The sequence below is a fragment of the Pelagibacterium montanilacus genome (assembly GCF_003992665.1).
GTDB lineage: Bacteria > Pseudomonadota > Alphaproteobacteria > Rhizobiales > Devosiaceae > Pelagibacterium > Pelagibacterium montanilacus.
On record NZ_RZMX01000008.1, the window covers coordinates 15,083 to 32,485 of the forward strand.

Sequence of the window (17,403 nt, forward strand, 5' to 3'; positions counted from 1 at the left end):
AAATGCCAGAGCGCCAGAGCTTCTAGCTTTTTTTTTCCGCGGCCTTGCGCCGCTCGGGCTCGAGGATCTGGCCGACATAGAGATCGGCGGCGCGCGCATCGCGCATCAGATGGACCACGCGATCGGAACGAAACTCCAGAGCCTCGCCATTCTCTGCCACAACGCCACTCCAGCCGGTGATCAGCATTTCGGCGAGCGAGAGCGCGAACATGGCATCCCAGACGCCCTGGCGCTCGACAGCGTCCGAAAGATCGGGGACCCCTTGCACTTCGCCGCCTGCCCGGGAGACAGCATGGCCGGCCTCGGAAAGAGCCGCCACAAGGGCATCGGCGCGCGCCCGCGCGGCATAGACAGAGGCAGCATCCGCCGGACGCGAGGTCACCACACCCCCGTCATAGAGCGGGATCGCGCGCGCCTCGGCAGACTTTTGCGTTGCGACCCGCATCAGTAGGCCTCGACGTCGTTTGTGAGCACGACGACGAGGAGCGAACCCACATCACCATCATGGGCCGCGCGCCACTGCCAGGACTGGGATATGCCGCCCGGCCCGGTGATCGGGCGCTTGGGGTTCGAGAAAAACGTGCGTGGCAACTGATACTTGAGATGGAAGTCTGGCTTGGCGCGTGAAGTGAATGCCATCTCGAGCGCTGCGGGTTCCTTGGCGTCGGCAAGATCTTCGAGCGTCTCGTCGACCCCGAACCGCACATCGACCCCGCCAGAGCAGGTCCGCTCACCCTCGTCGATTCCGTCGATCACACCGTCGTCGCGGATCGTTTCGACCGGCTCGAGCGTATTGGAGAAGCTGAACCGACCAGCGGTGACACTGGCGAGCGCATCGCCCCCCACTGTGATGGACCCGGCCATGTTGTCGAGCGGCAGATAGTCATAGGTGACCGGCTCGGCATCACGTGCGCCGGTCGTGTCCTTGACCTCGCGCTGGCCAATGAGGGGGATCTCGATGAGCGCCCGTCCCGTCCGGCTCATGTCGAAATTGAGCCCACCGGCCTTCACGCCCAGCACCGTGCGCCATTTGGGCGTGGCCAGCGTGGGATGGCCGGCCTGGATCGCAAAGCTGGGCAGTACCTCTCCGGAAGTGAAGATGTGGGTCCAGGTGCCGTCGGCGTTGTCGGTCGTGTCGGGTGCGCCAAGCGCCAGCTTGAGCGCCGCACCGATCGCCCGGGCACACATGGGCATGGTCATGTTGTCCTGGACGACGATCGGCCCCTCGACAGGATCGCCGGCATCGGGCGTCCCCCGGTTCCAGGTCGGGTCCTCCTCGAGACTGGTTTCGGGCGACAGCCCGTAAGACCGCATGGGCAGACGGGCATAGACCCCGCCACCCGAGCCGTCAGGCGCGGTTCCATAGGCTGTTTCGATGCCGATCAGCTGAACAGCATCGGCGCCCACGGCGCGAATCTTGGACATGGTCAGATCCTTTCGGAAATCATGAGCATTGTGGAAGGGGATGAGTCAGGGACCACGAATGCCGAGTCTGGCTTTGTTCCCGCTGACTTTGTGAATGCGACCTGCTTGGATGCCGAGCCAGCACAAAGGAGGAGAACATGAGCGAGCAGCGCGAGATCAGACGGTTCGTGGCAACCGACGAAAGCGGTGCCAAGCATACCATCATAGAATATGCCGAGTTTGTCGTGACGCTGATGGAGACTGGCAATGAGCGGCTGCGCAGGGCCAGTTCGGCATCAACGTTTCTGCTCGGCAACGGCGACCCCGTCGACCCGGTGGACGGTAACCCCGAAACGTTCAAGATCAGAAGCAGTGATCTGATCGTTTGGAAGGTCTGAAGGGTCGATCCGAGCCCAGCCATAGACAATGGCCGGCGCGAACCATGTTTGGGCGAAGACCTGCCCGCGTTCATCGACAAACATTTTCCAGTTCTCCTTGGGGAGGGGGAGACTCCGTTCCGGATCAACGGTGTAGTCCGCGCCGCATGGCGGCAGCGAAGATTGGTCGGCCTGCATGTCCGATAACTCCTGTTGCACGTATAGCCGGCGCTAGCCGGAGGAGCGGTCGCTCCAGTAGTCGATCTCGATTTCAAGCTCGCAGCCCTTCATGCCGGCTGCGCCCAGAAGCGCCTGGGTGCCAAAGCTGGGGGGCAGCATGCGCCAGTCAGTCACCCGATCGGGCATCGTCTCGATGGCCTCGAACCGGGCGACAAGCGTCTCGATCAGCGCATCGAGCGCAGCGTCGCGCGCGCCTTTTTCGGCGGCCTCTCCTGCTTCGGGCAAAGAGGACGCGACGACGATCTCGAGTGTGGCCGAGAGGACGAACTCGTAGCGCGAGGGATTGAAATACTCCTCGACCAGTTCGGTCTCGCCATCGTTGAGCGAGACGATCGTGCTCTTGAGGTCCCCCAGGGGCCGGTTGCGCGCCAGATCGACCGGTGACCCCTCGAGCGCAACTCGCAGGGCCTCGAGGATTTCCTCGCGCTTGCTGGGCTCGGTCATTGCCAGGCCTCCATGACGAAGCGCACCATTTCGTGCTGGGCGCGGTCGAATTCGGCCTCGAGGTCCCAGAGCTGGCGCAGCTTCACGAAGGGGACCAGAAAGAACATCACCACCGATGTGTAGCCCTTGCGGTACCGCCCGGTCTTGGTCATCCCGTCATTGGCCATGCGGCGGCCGACGCGACCGGTTCGCGTGCGCTTGACCGCGTCGACGACCAGAAGGCTGGGACCGGTGCGCCTATAGACGAAGCGCAGGGGCCCATAGCGCTCCTCATTGAAATTCGACGGCGTCACTGGCCGGCCCATGTAGCTCTCGGGCGCGTCGGGTGACGGAATCGCAAGAAAGAACCCGTTGTCCGATCGGACAAGCCGGGCCTTGGAAAAGGCGTCGATGATCTTGGGTGCATTGGTCCAGACGCTCGCCGCAGGCCCCATGGAGGTCTTTGGCGGCCGCGGATAGGTCGCGCTGCGCCAGGCCATCGCCACCTTCCGCGAGCCGAGCGTCGACATCACCAGCTGGCGCAATCGATCTTTGAGCGCCTCGGCGGCGCGATGGGTGCCGCCCGAAAGCGCGGACGCCGCCCCCTTTTGCTCCTGGGCGACAATCACCTCCAGATCGCCGGTCAGCGCCGCGCGTAACCGCATCAGACCTGCTCCAGCGCGATCATCAGCTCTTCGCGGCCGTCCCCGATCGGCTCGAAATCGATCACCCGCCAGGCCCGCCCGTCATCGATCAGATCGCCGCGGGCAAGCTGGGGAAACTTCGCGCGCAGCGCGCGGGTCGTATGGGTGGCGGTGCGCATGCGTTCACCGAACATCTCGAAGCGCTCGGCCCCGACCTCCACCCCGAAGATCGCACCGGTCAGCGGCACCTGCGCACCGCCCTTGGGCGTGTAGAGCACGTCCTCGAAGAGCTCCTCGCTCGCAGCGTCGAGCACCTCGAGAACGAGATCGCGGCGCATGGCCTAGGCCCTCGACCGTGCACTGGGGAAGTCGTCCAGCGTCGCGCGGCGGGCCTTGCCGGCAGCCCTGAGCTTTTCGGCCTGGCGCGGCGCGACCCGGACCACGGCACCGCGCCGGCCCAGCCCGTCCTCATCGACCAGGAGCACGACCGATCGCTTGTGGTCACCCTTGTGCCCGGCACGTGCACTCCGCGCCCCCTTGCCGGGCCCGGCCTTTCCATACCGCGCCCTGGCTTTGGGAGCCTTGGCTGGCTCAGGGGCACCGGCTGGCGCTTTTGCCATGATAGCCTTGGCCTCCTCGATCCAGCCGTTCAGCCGCTCGAGCGTGTAATGGTCGGTGTCGAGGACGCTGGCGGGATCGGTCACTGCCGCCAATGCCGCGATCGACCCGATGCCCTTGGCCGCGAGCACTGCGGCAGTCGCCGGCCCGATACCGTTGATGGTCTTGATGTCCGTCATGATCGTTCAATCCTTGGAAAACGGGACGAAGAGGGCCCCGGCACCGCGCCGGGACCCGCATTTGCCAGAGCGCGGGACGCTTCTGGCTAGGCGGCGTTGGCGCGCACCTCGACGAGAACCTCGGGGCGCTTGGGCACGACCAGCGGATTGGACTCGGACTGCAGCTCGACGCCCTTGCCGTGCTTGAGGATCTCGGGCGAGATGTAGATCTCGGCCCCGACCGTGTTGACGAACCGGATGTCATTGGCCGGCGCGAACCAGGTCTTGAAGGTGTCCATTGTCCCCATCGGATAGGCATGGCCCCGGAAGGGCTCGATGAAGCGCTCGTTGACAACTTCATTGTTGGCGTTCCGGACCGGCGCCGAGCCGTAATACTCGCGGAAGCGGATGTTCTGGAAATCGAAGATCCGCCCGTACTGGCCGCCCAGGTTCTCGCGCTCCGCCTGGGCGATCGCCGCGATGCCCTGCTGATTGGACGTCCAGTATTTCTCGACCTTCTCGTGCTGGATCAGCGCGTTGAAGAACTTGTTGTCGACCAGCATCTCGACGCCCGACATCGTCTCGCCCTTGAGGTTCTCGGCGATGTGGCCAAAGACCTCGTCGCATTTGGAGATGACGTCGGTGTTGGCATTGGTCAGGTCGAAATTGATGACTTTTTTCTGCCTGTCAAAGACATCGTAGAGGTCGTAGATCGTCTGGCCGTTGCCATCCTTGAGCAGCCCCTTGAGCGCGCTCATCCGGAGATATTCGAGCGTGATGTCATGGTTGCGCCGGATGTTGGCGAGGCGCTTGGCCATCTCATCGTCGAGCGTCGCGGGCCGCTTGGTCCGGCCCACGAGGATCAGCATGTTCTGGATGTCCTGAGGTGTGATCAGGTCCTGGTCGGGGAAGTGGGGCACTTCCATATAGATGGTCTTGCCCGTCTCGCGTGCCCCAGGCGTGCCGGGCGCCCCGCGTTCCTTGGTCGGCAGGACGCGCAGCACCCCGTCCTCAATGCGGATCTCGACGACCGTCGAGATCACGCCCTCGGTATCGAAGATGCCCAGGGCCAGGATCAGCCCATAGGTGTTGGGCACGCGGTTGACCTGCTCGGTGAGGTCCGTCGCGGTATAAGAGAAGTTGAAATCTTCGGGATCCATGATCGCCGTTCCTTCTTGTCAGTCAGAAATGGGATGGCCGGGGCGCCCTAGCCGCGCCGGACCTTGATGGCCTTGGCCCTGGCTGCCGTGATCAGCGCGAGCCGGTCTTCTGCCGGCAGGCCGGTGGGAAAGACGATCTCGTCCTCGAGGACGACCGCTGGGCCCTGCTCGAGGGCCAGGATGCGGCTGTCCGCGCCTTCGGGCGCGGCCGTTCGGACCAGCGCGAAGCCGTGGAAGATCTGGCTGCCGTCGGTCGCCTCGGGATCCCACGCCTTGGCCTTGGTGCCTTCGGGCACGACAATCTCGAACCCATCACCCTCAGCGAAGGCCTCGGACCCCGCCGTGATCGTGAACTTGACCACGTCGTCGAAGGGATCGCCGGCATCGACCGAACCGAGCGACACGCCGGCCGGATCAAAGACCTCGAAGACGGCGGGCGTGCCGACGTCCATGCACAGCACCCGGTAGATGCCGGGCACCACGCCCGAGCCCAGGGCCGGGTCGGCCAGCGCGATCGTGCCATCGCCGGTGTTGCCGGCCAACGCCGAGGCCTCCGGGTCACCATCGGTCGCCAGGCCCAGGGGCGTGCCGATCTCGATCTTTCGGGGCCCGGAGCTGCCGGCGAGCAGAACGAGCTCCTCACGGCAGAACTGAGGGTCGGTCTCGAACTTGAGAAACGCGGTCAGCAGCTTGGGTGCGCCCACCGTGAACGATTTGCCGAGCATGGCTCAGCCTCCTTGCAATGTTTCGGATTGATGAAGGAGGGCGTCCGCACCGCGCGGGCGCCCGAAGATCGGGCGGGCGCGGGTTAGCGCTTGCGCTTGGAATTCAGCCGATCGACGGCGGCCGCCAGGCCCTGGCCCGACTTTGCACCGCCATGGGAAGCGCCGGGATTGCGGTCGCGACCGTCCATTGCGCTGCCCAGGCGCGACCCACGCGGAGCCGCGCCGAGCATCTTTTTCGCCTCGCCATAGGTCAGCTTCTTGTTTGCCACCTTGGCCGCCAGCTGCCGTGCAAGCCCGTCGCGGCCCCTGGCTGCCTTGCAGTTGAGCAACGCAAACCCGGCCTTGGTGCCCACGGCCCTGGCCGAAGGCTCCCGGTCCTCGTCGTCCTCGGCCTCTTCCTCGTCATCGCCGGATTCGGCTTCGGGGTCCTCGGGGTCGTCCTCGGCCTCTTCATCGTCCTCGGCCGCCTTGCCCTTCTTTCCCTTTTTTGCCTTGTCCTTGTCCTCGCCCTCGGCGTCTTCCTCCTCGCGTTCGGCCTCGGTGTCCTCGTCCTCGGTTTCCGCCTCCTCGTCATCGGCGGCTGCCTTGATCGGGATGTTGAGCGCGCGCAGGCGCTTTTTGGCCCCGGCATCGCCCTTGGCGGCCCTGGCGCGCAGGGCCGCGATTTCGTCCTGGAGAGACATTGTGGTTTCCTCTGTCTGGATGGATGCGGCCCCGGCCGCGGGAGCCCCCGAAAGCTCGAGGGAAGAGACAAGCGCGGCAAAGGCCGCGCGTTCATTGGCGATCTCGTCGACCAGCCCCAGGGCCAGCCCCGACATCACGGGATCGTCGTGCTCTGCAAGAAACCAGCGCGCTTCGGTGGCCTGGATATCATCCGCGCTCAGCCCCCTGCCGGCCTCGACGACCGCGACGAACCGCCGGGCAACCTGGTCGACAACCGATTGCAGATGAGCGCGCGCATCCTCGGAAAGCGGCTTCCAGCCGGCGGCATCGGTCTTGCGCGGCGCGGACTGGATGGCCTCGACCTTGATCCCGATCTCGGCCAGCCATTCGGCCATTTCCATGTGGATGACCACGACACCGATCGAGCCCACATCGCCCTCGCGCGGCGCCAGAATCCTGTCCGCGCTCGAGGCCAGCGCATAAGCGGCAGAACAGGCCATCGACGCGTGCACCCAGAAGGGTTTGCCGCCATTGGCCCCATTGCGCGCCCGCAGATCCTCGGCCAGGTCAAAACACCCGTCAACGAGGCCACCGGGGGAATTGACCCGCCCCAGCACCGCCCGGACGCGCTCGTCATCCTGGGCCGCCGCATAGGTTTCCCCGATCTGGGCATACCCGCCCGCCCAGCGGTCTTCCCACCAATCGTAGTACCCCTCGGGGGTTAGGACGCCCTGGACGTCGAAGATCGCCACCCCGTCGACGATCGCATAGCCATCGCCATAATCGTCCGGTTCGGTCCAGCGGAGCGAGGGCAGCCCCAGAACGCGCGGCCGCTCCTCGCGGATTTCGCCGCGATCTGCACCCAGGCCGAGGGCCGCAAGCGCCCCACCCAACAGCCCGCGCCCGGGACGCTGGTGAGCAAGGGTGCGCTCGAGGAGCGCCGAGGCCGCGCCACGCTCGAGCAGCAGGACTTGCCCCGGACGCCGCAGCGCCAGGTCGAGATCGGTCATGATGATGGGCTCCTAGTCTGGCCGCTGGTCGTTGCCGAGGTCGGTGCGGCTCATGATCTTGGTGTCGGTCGAGGGCGGATCGACAGAAAGCCGCGCGAACTCGGCATCCTCGCGGGCGATCTGTTCGAGAAGGAACTCCCAGTCCTCGCCCTGTTCGGCCGCCTCGCGCTCGAGGGTCGAAATCCGCCCCGCGCGCCGCAGCGCGCTGGCCTGGGCTTCCTTGACCGGATCGATGAAGCCCCGCCCCGGGCCGATCCATTGCGAGCGCAGCCAGGCCGCAGGTCGCTCGTAGAAGTCGGCGCAACCGCGTGGCACGTCGACGAGCTCACGATCGAGCGCATCCTCGAGCACGGCCGCAAATATCGGCATCGCAAAGCCCCAAATGAGGATCGAGCGCAGGCGCTGGACCCCGCGCCAGACCTCGTTGAGCGCCGCCCGGGCCGAGGAATAATTGGTCTGGCTCCAGTCCATCGAGAGCTGCTCGTAGGATATCCCGAGCGAGGTCGAGAGCCCCTGGAGGAAGGCACGCTGGAAGGCCGGATATCCAGCCGTCTGGCGCGGCTCGGTGTTCATCTCGAGCTTGTCGGTCGGAAACAGCGTCAGGAACCGCGCCTCATCGAGCACCTGGCGGTTCTTGTAGAACTCGGCGCGCTGGGTATTGAACCCCGACCAGTCGACATTGGAATCGTCATTGCCCAGCCGCTCGGCCGCATATTCAGATCCGAGCTGGGTGTAGATCGCCCCGATGATCGAGGCGTTGATCGCAGCGGTTCTGACCTCGCTTTCCGAATAGCGCGACAACATGCGCGTCTTGACGAGGTTTGCGACCAGCCGCGAGACCCCGCGGGACTGACCCGGCCGGCGCTTGTCGTAAAGGTGCACGACGCCGGGACGCTGCCAGCCCAGCTCGGTCTCGTGCCAGCGCTCGAAATAGTCCCAGGTGAACGGGTCCGAGTTCATGCCAAAGACATCCGAGGGGTGTCCGCGCCGGATCCAGTACCCGATCGGGGCCGCATCCTCGTCCTTGGCCACGCCCTTGCGCAGGAATTCGCTGTCGGGCTGGCCATAGGGGTTCGAGAGCCGGTCGGGATCGACCATGTGGAGCGCGGTGCGAAAGTCCCAGCCCGCCCGTTCCTTCCAGCGCAGGACGCCGAGCGCCTCCCCGATGCCGACGAATTCGCGCGCTGCCATGCCGGCAAGCCCCGAAAAGGTCTGCTGGCGTTCGGCGTCGGAACGAAAGATCGGATCGTCGGCCCAGTCGCGCCAGACCGTCTGGATCGACCGACCCAGCTCGTGCGCCGCCTCATGGCTGATCCCGAGCGCATCGGCGTCGGGCTTGGAATTGAGACGCAGCGCGCCCCCGACCAGCATGTCGACCTGCCGATCGATGCCGGCCGAGACCCACCCGTCATTGCGTTCGAGATCGCGGATCCGCGACACCGAGACATCGCGATCGCGCAGCCATTCCGCATCGGCCGATTGCATGGGCGGCATCCAGCCGGCCAGAGACTGGTGGCCCTGGTCGGCGGCCGCATAGGCAGAGCGCGGCACGGCAACCGTGGCCATCAGCCGCGCGCTGTCCCCGGCCCCGTCCCCCGCCTTCACACGCACGACAGGCTTGGTCACAGGCGACCCCCGAAACCGGCCCGGATGGGCCCGAGGCCCGAGGGCCTGCCCGTTGCGCGAGCCAGCTCGAGTTCGAGCATCGCTATCCCCTGGTTGACCTCCTCGAGGGTGACCACTTCGCGCTTGATGCCCCCGCTGGCATAGCTCACCTCGGTGCGGGCACCACTGACCAGACGCTTGGTCCGGGCAGTGCGCAGCGCGGCAAGATCGGCTTCGATTTCGGCTATGGGCCGATGGTGCATCGCTCTCTCCTAGCGGTTGAGGTTGGCCAGGGCGTCCAGGCCATCGTCGCGCGGTTTGTCGCCCAGGGCACGGGCCGGTTTGGCCGGTTCTGGTTCGCTGACCGGCTGGACGCCGGGGGCCGAGGTGATCGCCGGGCCGAAGAGTTCGGGCTCGGCTTCGGCGCTCATCTCGGCGAGCTCGCGCGCCCGCTCTTCCCAGCGCGCCTCATCCCAGGACCATAGCCCCACATAGTGGGTGAGCGCCCAGCCATAGACGTTGCAGTCGAGCCAGTGGTTCTCGTGTCGCTTTTTCCAGAACCGGCGCTTTTCGCCGTTCTTTTCCTCGGTCGCGACATACTCGCTCACGAGCTGGCGGAAATACTCCTCCTCGGCATTGGCCGGGAAATGCTGGAAGCCCGTCGGCAGGCCGCTCTCGCCTTCGCGGGGGCCGCGCGCCAGATAGTTCATCAGCGCGCCCTTGATGCCCCAGGTCCCCACCATCCAGACCCTGATGCCGAACTTGCGGGCCTTGCCGGCCGACAGGCCATGCTTGCGAATCTCCGGGCTCTGGGCCCGCGAAATCGGCAGCTTGGACCAGCCATCGTCACCCTTGACCGCCAGGGCGTTCTGCCGGCGCCGGACCCAGGCATAGACCGGTTCGGCGTTATAGCCGGAGTCGACGGCAACAATGTCGGGCGCCAGCCGCATCGACCCGAACCGGATGCCGCGATCGGCGATCATGTCGAGCTTGGGCCACGCCCCCTCGAGCGCGACATCCGTCGGGCCGGCGCAGAACCCGTAGTCGAGGTGCCAGCACTGCTTGTTGGGACCCCAGCCCAGATAGGTCCAGTAGATCCCGTCGCCCTGGACGTCCGCGGTCAGGGTCACATAGAGGACGCCGGCCGGCGCCAGGCCCCGCTGCCAGTCCCCCTCGCGCCGCGCCGAGAGGACCTCCCATTCGGGCACGTCCGTCTTGGGTTTGTAGGGACGCCCCAGGTCCGAATTCTGGAAGGGCTGGACCTTGACCGGATCGTCCCCCGCATCGGCTGCCAGCGCCAGCAGATTGTCCCAGCGGTCGAACGTGTTCATCACGCCGGTGATCGCGAAGCCCTTGACCCCGTTGTGCCCGGCCTCCCAACCGCTGCGCCAGTCATCGACCTCCGACCGACGGATGGTCTTTGGCGGGACTTCCCCGGTCTCGGGGTCGGGGCGCGTCGGGATCCACGCAGCCCGGCCCAGGGCGACCATCTCGGGCTTGTCGGCCTCGAAGTGCTCGGCCCCGCAGCCAGGGCAGACCAGCCGCGCCCGAAAGGGAGGCTTGCCTTCGTGGACCAGGTCCTCGAACTCGAAGTCGGTCAGCGCATCGCACGCCTTGCAGGCCAGGTAGTAGCGCCGCATGTCCGAGCGCTTGAAGTCCGCATCGATGTCCGCGCCCTCGAACTTGGGCGAGGAGACATCAAGGACCTTGGCCATGCCGAAGACCTTGTAGGTCTTGAGGCGCTTGTCCGAGAGATCGCGGGGATCGCCCTCATTGTCGGCGTTGTCGGTCCAGGCCGATCGGTCGTCGCGCACCATGTAGCGGATCGAGTGCTGGCGCAGCGATGCGGCCGAGTTGGCCCCCGCAAGGTTCATGAACCCGCTCTTGAACCGGATGCGCTCGGCCGTGGAGCCTTCGCCCAGCCGGGTGCGCTGGGGCAGGACCACCCCGCCGCGGCGCGGGCTGAGCACGGGCGTCGCATCGATCGTGGGCCCGAGTTTCTCCTGGTACCAGTCCTTTGCGGCCTTGACCGTCGCCTGGACATACATGATCGGGCCAGGCGCCCGGTGCATGATGTAGCCGATCCAGTTCTCGGCGACCGCCGAGCCGCCGGACTGGGCGGGCTTGATCAGGACCTCCTGCTCGCACGGATCGTCCGGCGAAAGCGCGTCCATCGGTTCGACCAGGTATGGCGCCGTGCCGTTGCGCCAGGGCCCGGGCAGCGAGCCCATGTCCGGAACGATCCGGTGCTTCTCGGCCCAGGCTGAGACCTTTTCGCGCGGGTCCGGCCTCAGCCCTGCCGCGGCCCCCCGAAAGACGATCCGGCCATTGCCCGCAATCCGTCCTGCGCTCGCCGCTTCGAGATCAGGCATCGTAGCCCGGCTCATCCTCGCCCAGGTCGTCGAGCTCGGTGGCGAGCGTCTCGAGCATGGTGCGCAGCTCGGTATCGAGCAGCACCCGGACCGCCCGTGCGTCCGGCTGCGCGGCAAGCCGATCGGCTAGTGTCGAGGGGATCGAGAGCAGGCGATCGCGCAGCCGGCGGAACACCGTCATCGTGCTCGCCTCGACGTCGGCCTTGTCGATCAGCCGGCCCAGGCGCTCCTCGAGGTCGAGCCGCGCGTTCTCGGCGTTGAACGCCTCCCGCTGGGCTCGCGCGTCGTGATAGGTCGCCCCGGTGGACTTGCCGCCTGCCTTGCCGTCCCGCCCGGGCTCGGGCGCTGCGCGCTCGGGTTCGTCGTCCTCATCGGGCTCGAGCAGCGGCGCGTCGGTCCGGTTGCGCAGGTACTGGGCCGGATCCGTTTCCTCGCGGACCGCACGCAGGTAGAGCGCCAGGTTCACGAGCCGCGTGCCGCGTGGCCCGGGCCGGGTCGAGAGCTTGCCCGCCTCGACCAGTTGGCTCACCCGCTTGTGCACCGCCTGCCGGCTCACCTTCTGATGTGCCGCCGCTTCGGCCAGCGACACCCAAAGGCCGTTGGCGTCAACTGGCGCGCTCGCGTCCGTCAACTCGGTCAACCCTGTCAATTTTGCCAAAACTCAGAAAAATCCCGCACTCAGCCCGCCCGCATGCGGTTGGGGGTCGGGGAAGGACCCGCTCGGGATGGGTGCGCCCTGCCCGGCAACGGGTGTTAAGTCGCCCCCGGGGTAAGGAACGAGGGGCCGCTTGCAACGTTGGACCATCTCGAACCCATCGAAAGGATTATGCGAGATGGCCAAAAAAGATTGGCAAGAGCAGCGCCTCGAGAACACCAGCACTGGTGAACATCTCGGTGGTACGCATTTCGGCCAAACCCCCGGCTCTAAGGGCACGAACCCGGCTAAACCAGACCGGCAGAAGCCTTCCCCGCGCGATCGTTCCCCCGCCGAACCGTCGGATGCGGAGGAGGGCATCAACAGCGCCAACGACGCGATTGAGGAGATGATCGAGAACGACGACAAGGATCGTCGCAGAGACTAGTTCTCACGCACCATCGCTCATCACCCAATTCCATACCCAGGAGACCTCCAATGACCCCGGTAGACCCAGCAGACCGCCAGCCCAAGGGCGACCATAACCGGCGCCTGTCGCTAGGCATGGAGGTCGATGACTTCGCCGCCGAAGCTGGCCTGACGCCTGAAGAGGTCTACAACTACGAGATGACCAGCGTCGATTACGAGTTCGATCTGGAGGTCGCTCGAAAATATGGCGAAGCCCTGGACCGGCTCGAGGCACACCCTCCTGCGACCCAGAGGGTGCGGAACTGAGCCAGTTGCCTGCTCACTGAACCGCACGCCTCAGACATCAAGCCGATCAATGGAGGGCAAATGGCTCGCTATACCGAATACAGCTTCCCGGCCCCGGCCCGGGCCTTTGTCGTCCGATTGGTGCGCAGTGGTGACCAGGTGCAGGGCACCGTGCGGCAGATCGAGGCCGAAGATGATCCGGAAGCCTACTATCCCAGCGAAGAAATGCCGGCTGCCGAAGCCCTCCAGCTGGCCCAAAGCCGTCTGGAAGGTCAAGATGCCGGCCAAGCTGTCTACGTTGAGCTTGAGCCAGGCGTGGAGTGGGATCCCAGCTGGGGCACACTGACGCGCTGATCTGAAAGCTGGTGCCTCGCGCACTTCCTAGGCCATGCCGTGGCTACGGACACAAGCCTCCCGGCACCCTTGTCGAGTCCCTGCGCTCTCGCGCATTCGGGCACCGGGTCCACATCGAAGTCCGCGGGCTTCCGTCAAGCGGTTCCGTCGGTCTTGGCCGGCAGCGCCGGCGCGGTCGACTTCGAGGGTCGACGCCAAAGTTCGTCGGGAATCGGCCCAGTGTCAACCGGTCAACCTAGGCGTCAACGTTGGCGGTCAACCTGAGCCAGCTCTCGGCGACCTCGATCGGGGCCGACTTGCCCGCAAACAGGCCCTTTCCGAACAGCACGACCTTGGCCTTGCCCTCCGAAAGCTCGACAATTTTCCCGGCAATTTCTGCGAACGGTCCGTGCGCGAGCTCGACGATGTCGCCCTCTACCGGCTGCCAGTTGCGCGTGGTCCCGCGCCGACCATCGGCAGCATGAAGCGCGAGGATGTTCCCGAGGGGCACAGGCCGAGGCACCCCGCCGATCCCCACAACGCCAATGACCTCGGGGATATCGAGGATCGACAACCAGGGCACGTCAGCCACCACCGTCCGCCGCTCCCGCGCCGCGACCATCCGCCTGCCCCCGCACTGGTCGGCCACCTCATGCGCCGGCAGATGGCGAACCACGGTGCGCCCGGGAAACCCGGCCAGCACCATCGAGGTCAGCATCGCCCGCTCTCGCGCCTTTCGCCGATACTTCATCTGCCGACAGCTGCGCGCCTTCACGATCTCGACCGGATTGAACGCGGCATAGCCCATCCGGGCGAGCTTGCGCGCCACGGCGGCCTCCTGCCGGGGCAAGGTGGTCAGCGCGAACCAGGCATAGCCCGCAGGGTCAGCCGGAAACGCGGGCGGTTCATCGGCCCGGCGCACCGGCTCGGCCGGCAGGCCCAGCTTTTCGCGCTCGCGCTTGGTCAGCCGATGGGCGTCGGCCTTGATGCGGGCAATGGCAGTGCGGTGACGAAGCGTCGGCATGGTCGGTCCTGGGGAAACGAGATCTGGCGAGAAAGGGCAAGCGCGGGACTGGCTGCGCTAGGGCGGCCCGGTCCCGGTTCGTCGGAGGAGGTTTGCCAGCTGGGGCGAGACCTCGATCGCGCCGCGCTCCTCCCGGGCTTTGGGCTCCAGCGCCTGGTTGAGAAGCAGAATACCCGAGCCGGGCCTGTCCCGTTCAGCGAGCACCGCCCGCTCCCAGAGCTCTGCCGGGGGCCGGATGCCGGGCGTCTGCCCGAGCCCGTTGTGCTGGCCATTCCAGTCCCGGTGCACGCGTTCCCGGGCCTTTTTGAGCGCGACGCCGCCGGCAAGCGGCACAGCCGGAGCGACGGGCCCGGCCCCGTGGGCCACACCGAGGATCGAAAGCTCGCGCTGGCCTGCCAGCCGGTCCGGTCCCCGCCCTGCCCGCTTGCGCCAGGCCTGCGGCACCGATGGCGCCGGCCTCGCGCGCCCTGCAGCATCTCCAGTGGCAGAGAGGTTATATATACTTACTGGGTTTGTGTCGGTTTCCGACGGTTGTTTGAACCCGGTTCCCGACGGTTGCCCCGTTTTGACGATATGGGCCGCTTCCGCCCAGCCGAAGAAATAGGCGTTTGCGTGGTGATTGCCGCCATAGGTGACCCGCCCCACCAGACCAAGCGAGTTGAGCACGCGCAGAGCCGCAAAAACGGTGTCCCGATTGATCCCGGCATCGCCGGCAAATGTCTCGGCTGCAGCGTCACAGCGCCCGGTTTTCCTGTTGTAGCGGTCTACAATGGCGAGGCCGGCCGCGCGTCGCTTTCTCGTCAAACCCGGCACGATTTCAATGGCGCGGCGCAAGAGCATTGGGTCGCGCTTACGGGCCAGAGCGTCCGGGTCGGCCCAGTCGTGCATCCTGCCGTCGGCCACGAATTTTGAACCCGACGGTTGCGCGCCTACCGTCGGGTTTTCGTCCCCAACCGTCGGGTTTTGCACAAAAGCCGACGGTTGGGGGCTGCTAGCGTCGGGATTGATGGCCAACAGGTCGCTCTCAGCGCGTTCGCCAGCGGGTTGGGCGTACCACGCATCAAGCCGCATAAGCGCGGCGCGGATCGTCCTGGGGCTTGCGCCTGCGGCGGTCAGCTCATCGAAAAGGATGGTTGCAGGGCCTGGTCGGGTCACGCCGACCCCGCTTCGGCGATCATCCGCAAGGACTTGCGCCTGTCCGCGCGTGTTGGCAATCTAGGCCGACATGGGGGGGCTCCATGCGAACGGTTCGAAGGCTGCTTGCCGTTTTGGCGGCTATGATGGTGATAGCCATTCTCGCTGCGGGGTTCGCAGTAGATGGCGACATGACTTCTCGCATGATCGGCGTGGCCGCATCGGGCGGGCCGATTGCTGCACTGGCCTTCTGGCTTTGGCCAGCCAAAGAGCGGGAAGCGCGGCAGGTCCGAAGCGCAGAGCAGGCTTCGCCTGCCTCCACCAGTTACCGGGCGCCGGCTCACTCTCCTATCGAGGTCCAGGCGCAACAAAGGCAGATAAAGCGCCGGCCCGTCGGGGTGATGCGCGTTGATGGCGGCCCAGAAGAGTCCCGATATCTTGAGAGAACCGCCGACGACTGGAATGCATTTGCCGAACCTCATCGCGCACATGCGCGGGAGGTGACCATGGAGGCCCAACGGCTCCGTGCCATCGAGATGGCAGACGTCGCGCCCGAAGATCTCACCAACGCCCGCAGCATGCTGACCCAAGCGCAGCGCTGGCGCGAGAACTTCATGCAGCTGTTCGAACTGTGGCACTTCCACACTGACGCAGCTGGTGAGCGCGCCAATATCCTCCGCGAATTGGTTCACGAGGCTGAAGATGAGCTCGGCGACGCGGTAGACTATCTGGCCGACGCGCTCGAATGGCAGGTCCATCCGGAGACTCGGAACGATATCCCCCCCGAGGGCCATTTCCGCGAGTATCGGATCGAGTACGCCGACAATGTCGGCGCGATATCCAAACGCGACATCTTCGTAATGGGGGTCGATGACTCCGGTGAGCATATCGACGCGTGGTGCTACCTCAGGAATGCAGAACGACAGTTCCGTTGCGGCCGTATCATGAACTGTGTCGACCTGCGCACCGGCTGGCCAGTAGCCAATATCGCTCGCCACCACGCCCAGCTCTGACGTTGGGCCCCCGGGCCGACCGGCCGCTGCCAAAGTCGAGCGTCGGATGACCTTCCTGTTCTCCAGGCGCCGGCGCATCACGTGCCCCCAAACAGATCGTCTGTGCCCTTGGCCCGGTGCTCGGGGTCCAGCCCCCGGCTTTCGGCGAGCCAGCGCGGCAGGGTCAGCACGGCCATGTAGTCCACGAGGCGCCCGCCCCTGTTCGGCTGCCCGGCCCGCTCGACACTCTCCTCGGTCACCTGGCTCTTGGGGATCCAGCGCGCCAAGTCCTCATTGCCGTCCGGCGAAACCAGCAGCCCGCCCTTGTCACCGGGCGTCCGGCGATGCACGAACACCTCGAGCGAAACGAGCTCGTCGCGTTGGGCTTTGTCGGCGCTCATACGTCCACCTCGCACTGGTAAACGAGATGATCGACGCCAAAGCCCGCGCGCGCCGCCAGCGCCCGCATGGCCGCATTGCCCGGATAGGTGCCCAGCATCAGCTTGCGGCCGGAGCTGCGCGCCAGCACCGCCTCCAGCATCGCGCTGCCAAGCCCCAGCCGCCTGTGCTCGCGCTCGACGAACACCAGGTCGATCCAGACCTTTCCCTCGTCGAGGTAGAAATAGGTCACGAACCCCACCGGTACGCCGGCCGAGGTCTGCGCCAGCATCGCCTGCTCGTCGCCCGTGGGCTCTGGCCGATGACGATCGAAATGCCCCGCGTCCTGTCCGAACCGGAACATGCCCGAGACATAGCGCCAGGCGGTATCGTCCTCGCCCAGGAGCGGAATATGGCGGATGGGCATGGTCACGTCAGACCCCGGGCCCGAGATCGAACCCGACCGGGCTGCCATGCCGCGCGGCCCGCGTGGGCTCGCGCAGATCTTCGCCATCGACCTCGCCCGTCTCCGGATCGGCAACGGCCGCGTCGTCGATCATCCCGAGCGCATGCATGTAGAGATCGAGGATCGCCTCGAACTCGGCCCGCTCCTGGGCGTTCTCTTTGCGCAGCTTGACCACCCGGCGCATCACCTTGGTGTCGAAACCGGTGGCCTTGGCCTCGGCATAGACCTCCTTGATGTCGTCGGCGATCGCCGCCTTTTCCTCCTCGAGCCGCTCGATACGCTCGATAAAGGCCCGTAGCTGCTCGCGCCCGATCCCGATATCGCTCATG

At 66.0% G+C, this 17,403-nt stretch carries 22 protein-coding genes and 1 pseudogene; 5 read left to right on the plus strand and 18 right to left on the minus strand.

Going from position 1 to position 17,403, the window contains the following annotated elements; all coding sequences use genetic code 11:
- Positions 1 to 22: 22 nt before the first annotated feature.
- Both EO136_RS02195 and EO136_RS02200 read right to left on the minus strand, forming a co-directional pair.
- Positions 23 to 445 carry a hypothetical protein gene (locus tag EO136_RS02195; RefSeq protein WP_127142839.1) on the minus strand — a complete coding sequence of 141 codons (423 nt, stop codon included), beginning with the start codon at positions 443 to 445 and terminating at the stop codon, positions 23 to 25.
- The gene (locus tag EO136_RS02200) at positions 445 to 1,425 is read right to left on the minus strand and encodes a phage tail tube protein (protein ID WP_127142840.1); all 981 of its coding nucleotides are present in this window, start codon (positions 1,423 to 1,425) and stop codon (positions 445 to 447) included. Before EO136_RS02200 ends, EO136_RS02195 begins: the two co-directional genes overlap by 1 nt.
- Before the next feature lie 137 nt (positions 1,426 to 1,562).
- Here EO136_RS02200 and EO136_RS02205 point away from each other — a divergent pair, with 137 nt between their 5' ends.
- Positions 1,563 to 1,802: a hypothetical protein gene (locus EO136_RS02205; RefSeq protein ID WP_127142841.1), complete on the plus strand. Its 240-nt coding sequence runs from the start codon at positions 1,563 to 1,565 to the stop codon at positions 1,800 to 1,802.
- 210 nt (positions 1,803 to 2,012) lie between these two features.
- Here EO136_RS02205 and EO136_RS02210 read toward each other — a convergent pair whose 3' ends face one another.
- The 11 genes from EO136_RS02210 to EO136_RS02260 form a co-directional block, all read right to left on the minus strand.
- Entirely contained in the window at positions 2,013 to 2,465 is a 453-nt protein-coding gene (locus EO136_RS02210) for a hypothetical protein (RefSeq protein WP_127142842.1), read from the minus strand.
- Positions 2,462 to 3,109: a DUF6441 family protein gene (locus EO136_RS02215; RefSeq protein ID WP_127142843.1), complete on the minus strand. Its 648-nt coding sequence runs from the start codon at positions 3,107 to 3,109 to the stop codon at positions 2,462 to 2,464. The genes EO136_RS02210 and EO136_RS02215 overlap by 4 nt, the downstream gene beginning before the upstream one ends.
- A complete protein-coding gene (locus EO136_RS02220; protein ID WP_127142844.1) occupies positions 3,109 to 3,426 on the minus strand; it encodes a head-tail joining protein in 318 nt (105 codons plus the stop codon). Before EO136_RS02220 ends, EO136_RS02215 begins: the two co-directional genes overlap by 1 nt.
- Positions 3,427 to 3,429: 3 nt before the next feature.
- Complete coding sequence (locus EO136_RS02225; protein ID WP_127142845.1) at positions 3,430 to 3,885, minus strand: helix-hairpin-helix domain-containing protein; 456 nt, start codon at positions 3,883 to 3,885, stop codon at positions 3,430 to 3,432.
- Positions 3,886 to 3,971: 86 nt separating this feature from the next.
- Positions 3,972 to 5,024: a major capsid protein gene (locus tag EO136_RS02230; RefSeq protein WP_127142846.1), complete on the minus strand. Its 1,053-nt coding sequence runs from the start codon at positions 5,022 to 5,024 to the stop codon at positions 3,972 to 3,974.
- Between the two features lie 47 nt (positions 5,025 to 5,071).
- On the minus strand, positions 5,072 to 5,749 hold the full coding sequence (locus tag EO136_RS02235) for a head decoration protein (protein WP_127142847.1): 678 nt from the start codon (positions 5,747 to 5,749) through the stop codon (positions 5,072 to 5,074).
- 83 nt (positions 5,750 to 5,832) lie between these two features.
- The gene (locus EO136_RS02240) at positions 5,833 to 7,422 is read right to left on the minus strand and encodes a S49 family peptidase (protein ID WP_127142848.1); all 1,590 of its coding nucleotides are present in this window, start codon (positions 7,420 to 7,422) and stop codon (positions 5,833 to 5,835) included.
- Between the two features lie 12 nt (positions 7,423 to 7,434).
- On the minus strand, positions 7,435 to 9,048 hold the full coding sequence (locus EO136_RS02245; protein WP_127142849.1) for a phage portal protein: 1,614 nt from the start codon (positions 9,046 to 9,048) through the stop codon (positions 7,435 to 7,437).
- Positions 9,045 to 9,290: a hypothetical protein gene (locus EO136_RS02250; protein WP_127142850.1), complete on the minus strand. Its 246-nt coding sequence runs from the start codon at positions 9,288 to 9,290 to the stop codon at positions 9,045 to 9,047. The genes EO136_RS02245 and EO136_RS02250 overlap by 4 nt, the downstream gene beginning before the upstream one ends.
- A gap of 9 nt (positions 9,291 to 9,299) precedes the next feature.
- Positions 9,300 to 11,399, minus strand: coding sequence for a phage terminase large subunit family protein (locus EO136_RS02255; RefSeq protein ID WP_164730400.1), 2,100 nt, complete (start codon positions 11,397 to 11,399; stop codon positions 9,300 to 9,302).
- Positions 11,392 to 12,057, minus strand: a complete 666-nt coding sequence (locus tag EO136_RS02260; protein WP_127142852.1) for a helix-turn-helix domain-containing protein — start codon at positions 12,055 to 12,057, stop codon at positions 11,392 to 11,394. Before EO136_RS02260 ends, EO136_RS02255 begins: the two co-directional genes overlap by 8 nt.
- A 175-nt stretch (positions 12,058 to 12,232) precedes the next feature.
- On the opposite strand from EO136_RS02260, the gene EO136_RS02265 reads away from it, so the two are divergent.
- From EO136_RS02265 to EO136_RS02275, 3 genes are read left to right on the plus strand one after another with little or no spacing between them, the layout of a single operon-like run.
- Positions 12,233 to 12,481, plus strand: coding sequence for a hypothetical protein (locus tag EO136_RS02265; RefSeq protein WP_127142853.1), 249 nt, complete (start codon positions 12,233 to 12,235; stop codon positions 12,479 to 12,481).
- Between the two features lie 50 nt (positions 12,482 to 12,531).
- Positions 12,532 to 12,768 carry a hypothetical protein gene (locus EO136_RS02270; RefSeq protein WP_127142854.1) on the plus strand — a complete coding sequence of 79 codons (237 nt, stop codon included), beginning with the start codon at positions 12,532 to 12,534 and terminating at the stop codon, positions 12,766 to 12,768.
- Positions 12,769 to 12,828: 60 nt separating this feature from the next.
- Positions 12,829 to 13,101 (plus strand): hypothetical protein, encoded by a 273-nt coding sequence (locus EO136_RS02275; protein WP_127142855.1) that lies wholly within the window; start codon positions 12,829 to 12,831, stop codon positions 13,099 to 13,101.
- Between the two features lie 235 nt (positions 13,102 to 13,336).
- Here EO136_RS02275 and nusG read toward each other — a convergent pair whose 3' ends face one another.
- Both nusG and EO136_RS02285 read right to left on the minus strand, forming a co-directional pair.
- On the minus strand, positions 13,337 to 14,104 hold the full coding sequence (gene nusG, locus EO136_RS02280) for a transcription termination/antitermination protein NusG (protein WP_127142856.1): 768 nt from the start codon (positions 14,102 to 14,104) through the stop codon (positions 13,337 to 13,339).
- Positions 14,105 to 14,161: 57 nt separating this feature from the next.
- Positions 14,162 to 15,118, minus strand: a complete 957-nt coding sequence (locus EO136_RS02285) for a hypothetical protein (protein WP_127142857.1) — start codon at positions 15,116 to 15,118, stop codon at positions 14,162 to 14,164.
- Between the two features lie 323 nt (positions 15,119 to 15,441).
- On the opposite strand from EO136_RS02285, the gene EO136_RS02290 reads away from it, so the two are divergent.
- Positions 15,442 to 16,251, plus strand: coding sequence for a hypothetical protein (locus tag EO136_RS02290; RefSeq protein WP_127142858.1), 810 nt, complete (start codon positions 15,442 to 15,444; stop codon positions 16,249 to 16,251).
- Positions 16,252 to 16,328: 77 nt separating this feature from the next.
- On the opposite strand, the gene EO136_RS02295 is transcribed toward EO136_RS02290, so the two are convergent.
- The 3 genes and pseudogenes from EO136_RS02295 to EO136_RS02305 all read right to left on the minus strand — a co-directional run.
- Positions 16,329 to 16,631 (minus strand): hypothetical protein, encoded by a 303-nt coding sequence (locus EO136_RS02295; protein ID WP_127142859.1) that lies wholly within the window; start codon positions 16,629 to 16,631, stop codon positions 16,329 to 16,331.
- Positions 16,628 to 17,035, minus strand: a complete 408-nt coding sequence (locus EO136_RS02300) for a GNAT family N-acetyltransferase (protein WP_246018252.1) — start codon at positions 17,033 to 17,035, stop codon at positions 16,628 to 16,630. Before EO136_RS02300 ends, EO136_RS02295 begins: the two co-directional genes overlap by 4 nt.
- 124 nt (positions 17,036 to 17,159) lie before the next feature.
- Positions 17,160 to 17,402: pseudogene (locus EO136_RS02305) on the minus strand (DUF2312 domain-containing protein); the annotation flags it as partial.
- Position 17,403 lies beyond the last annotated feature (1 nt).

Excerpts from the sequence above, each read along its gene's own strand:
- EO136_RS02230 (WP_127142846.1), bottom strand. The coding sequence starts at position 5,024 with ATGGATCCCGAAGATTTCAACTTCTCTTATACCGCGACGGACCTCACC.
- EO136_RS02290 (WP_127142858.1), top strand. The coding sequence starts at position 15,442 with ATGATCGGCGTGGCCGCATCGGGCGGGCCGATTGCTGCACTGGCCTTC.
- EO136_RS02270 (WP_127142854.1), top strand. The coding sequence starts at position 12,532 with ATGACCCCGGTAGACCCAGCAGACCGCCAGCCCAAGGGCGACCATAAC.
- EO136_RS02240 (WP_127142848.1), bottom strand. The coding sequence starts at position 7,422 with ATGACCGATCTCGACCTGGCGCTGCGGCGTCCGGGGCAAGTCCTGCTG.
- EO136_RS02205 (WP_127142841.1), top strand. The coding sequence starts at position 1,563 with ATGAGCGAGCAGCGCGAGATCAGACGGTTCGTGGCAACCGACGAAAGC.
- EO136_RS02300 (WP_246018252.1), bottom strand. The coding sequence starts at position 17,035 with ATGCCCATCCGCCATATTCCGCTCCTGGGCGAGGACGATACCGCCTGG.
- EO136_RS02195 (WP_127142839.1), bottom strand. The coding sequence starts at position 445 with ATGCGGGTCGCAACGCAAAAGTCTGCCGAGGCGCGCGCGATCCCGCTC.
- nusG (WP_127142856.1), bottom strand. The coding sequence starts at position 14,104 with ATGCCGACGCTTCGTCACCGCACTGCCATTGCCCGCATCAAGGCCGAC.
- EO136_RS02265 (WP_127142853.1), top strand. The coding sequence starts at position 12,233 with ATGGCCAAAAAAGATTGGCAAGAGCAGCGCCTCGAGAACACCAGCACT.
- EO136_RS02215 (WP_127142843.1), bottom strand. The coding sequence starts at position 3,109 with ATGCGGTTACGCGCGGCGCTGACCGGCGATCTGGAGGTGATTGTCGCC.
- EO136_RS02275 (WP_127142855.1), top strand. The coding sequence starts at position 12,829 with ATGGCTCGCTATACCGAATACAGCTTCCCGGCCCCGGCCCGGGCCTTT.
- EO136_RS02220 (WP_127142844.1), bottom strand. The coding sequence starts at position 3,426 with ATGCGCCGCGATCTCGTTCTCGAGGTGCTCGACGCTGCGAGCGAGGAG.
- EO136_RS02225 (WP_127142845.1), bottom strand. The coding sequence starts at position 3,885 with ATGACGGACATCAAGACCATCAACGGTATCGGGCCGGCGACTGCCGCA.
- EO136_RS02210 (WP_127142842.1), bottom strand. The coding sequence starts at position 2,465 with ATGACCGAGCCCAGCAAGCGCGAGGAAATCCTCGAGGCCCTGCGAGTT.
- EO136_RS02235 (WP_127142847.1), bottom strand. The coding sequence starts at position 5,749 with ATGCTCGGCAAATCGTTCACGGTGGGCGCACCCAAGCTGCTGACCGCG.
- EO136_RS02255 (WP_164730400.1), bottom strand. The coding sequence starts at position 11,399 with ATGCCTGATCTCGAAGCGGCGAGCGCAGGACGGATTGCGGGCAATGGC.
- EO136_RS02200 (WP_127142840.1), bottom strand. The coding sequence starts at position 1,425 with ATGTCCAAGATTCGCGCCGTGGGCGCCGATGCTGTTCAGCTGATCGGC.
- EO136_RS02250 (WP_127142850.1), bottom strand. The coding sequence starts at position 9,290 with ATGCACCATCGGCCCATAGCCGAAATCGAAGCCGATCTTGCCGCGCTG.
- EO136_RS02295 (WP_127142859.1), bottom strand. The coding sequence starts at position 16,631 with ATGAGCGCCGACAAAGCCCAACGCGACGAGCTCGTTTCGCTCGAGGTG.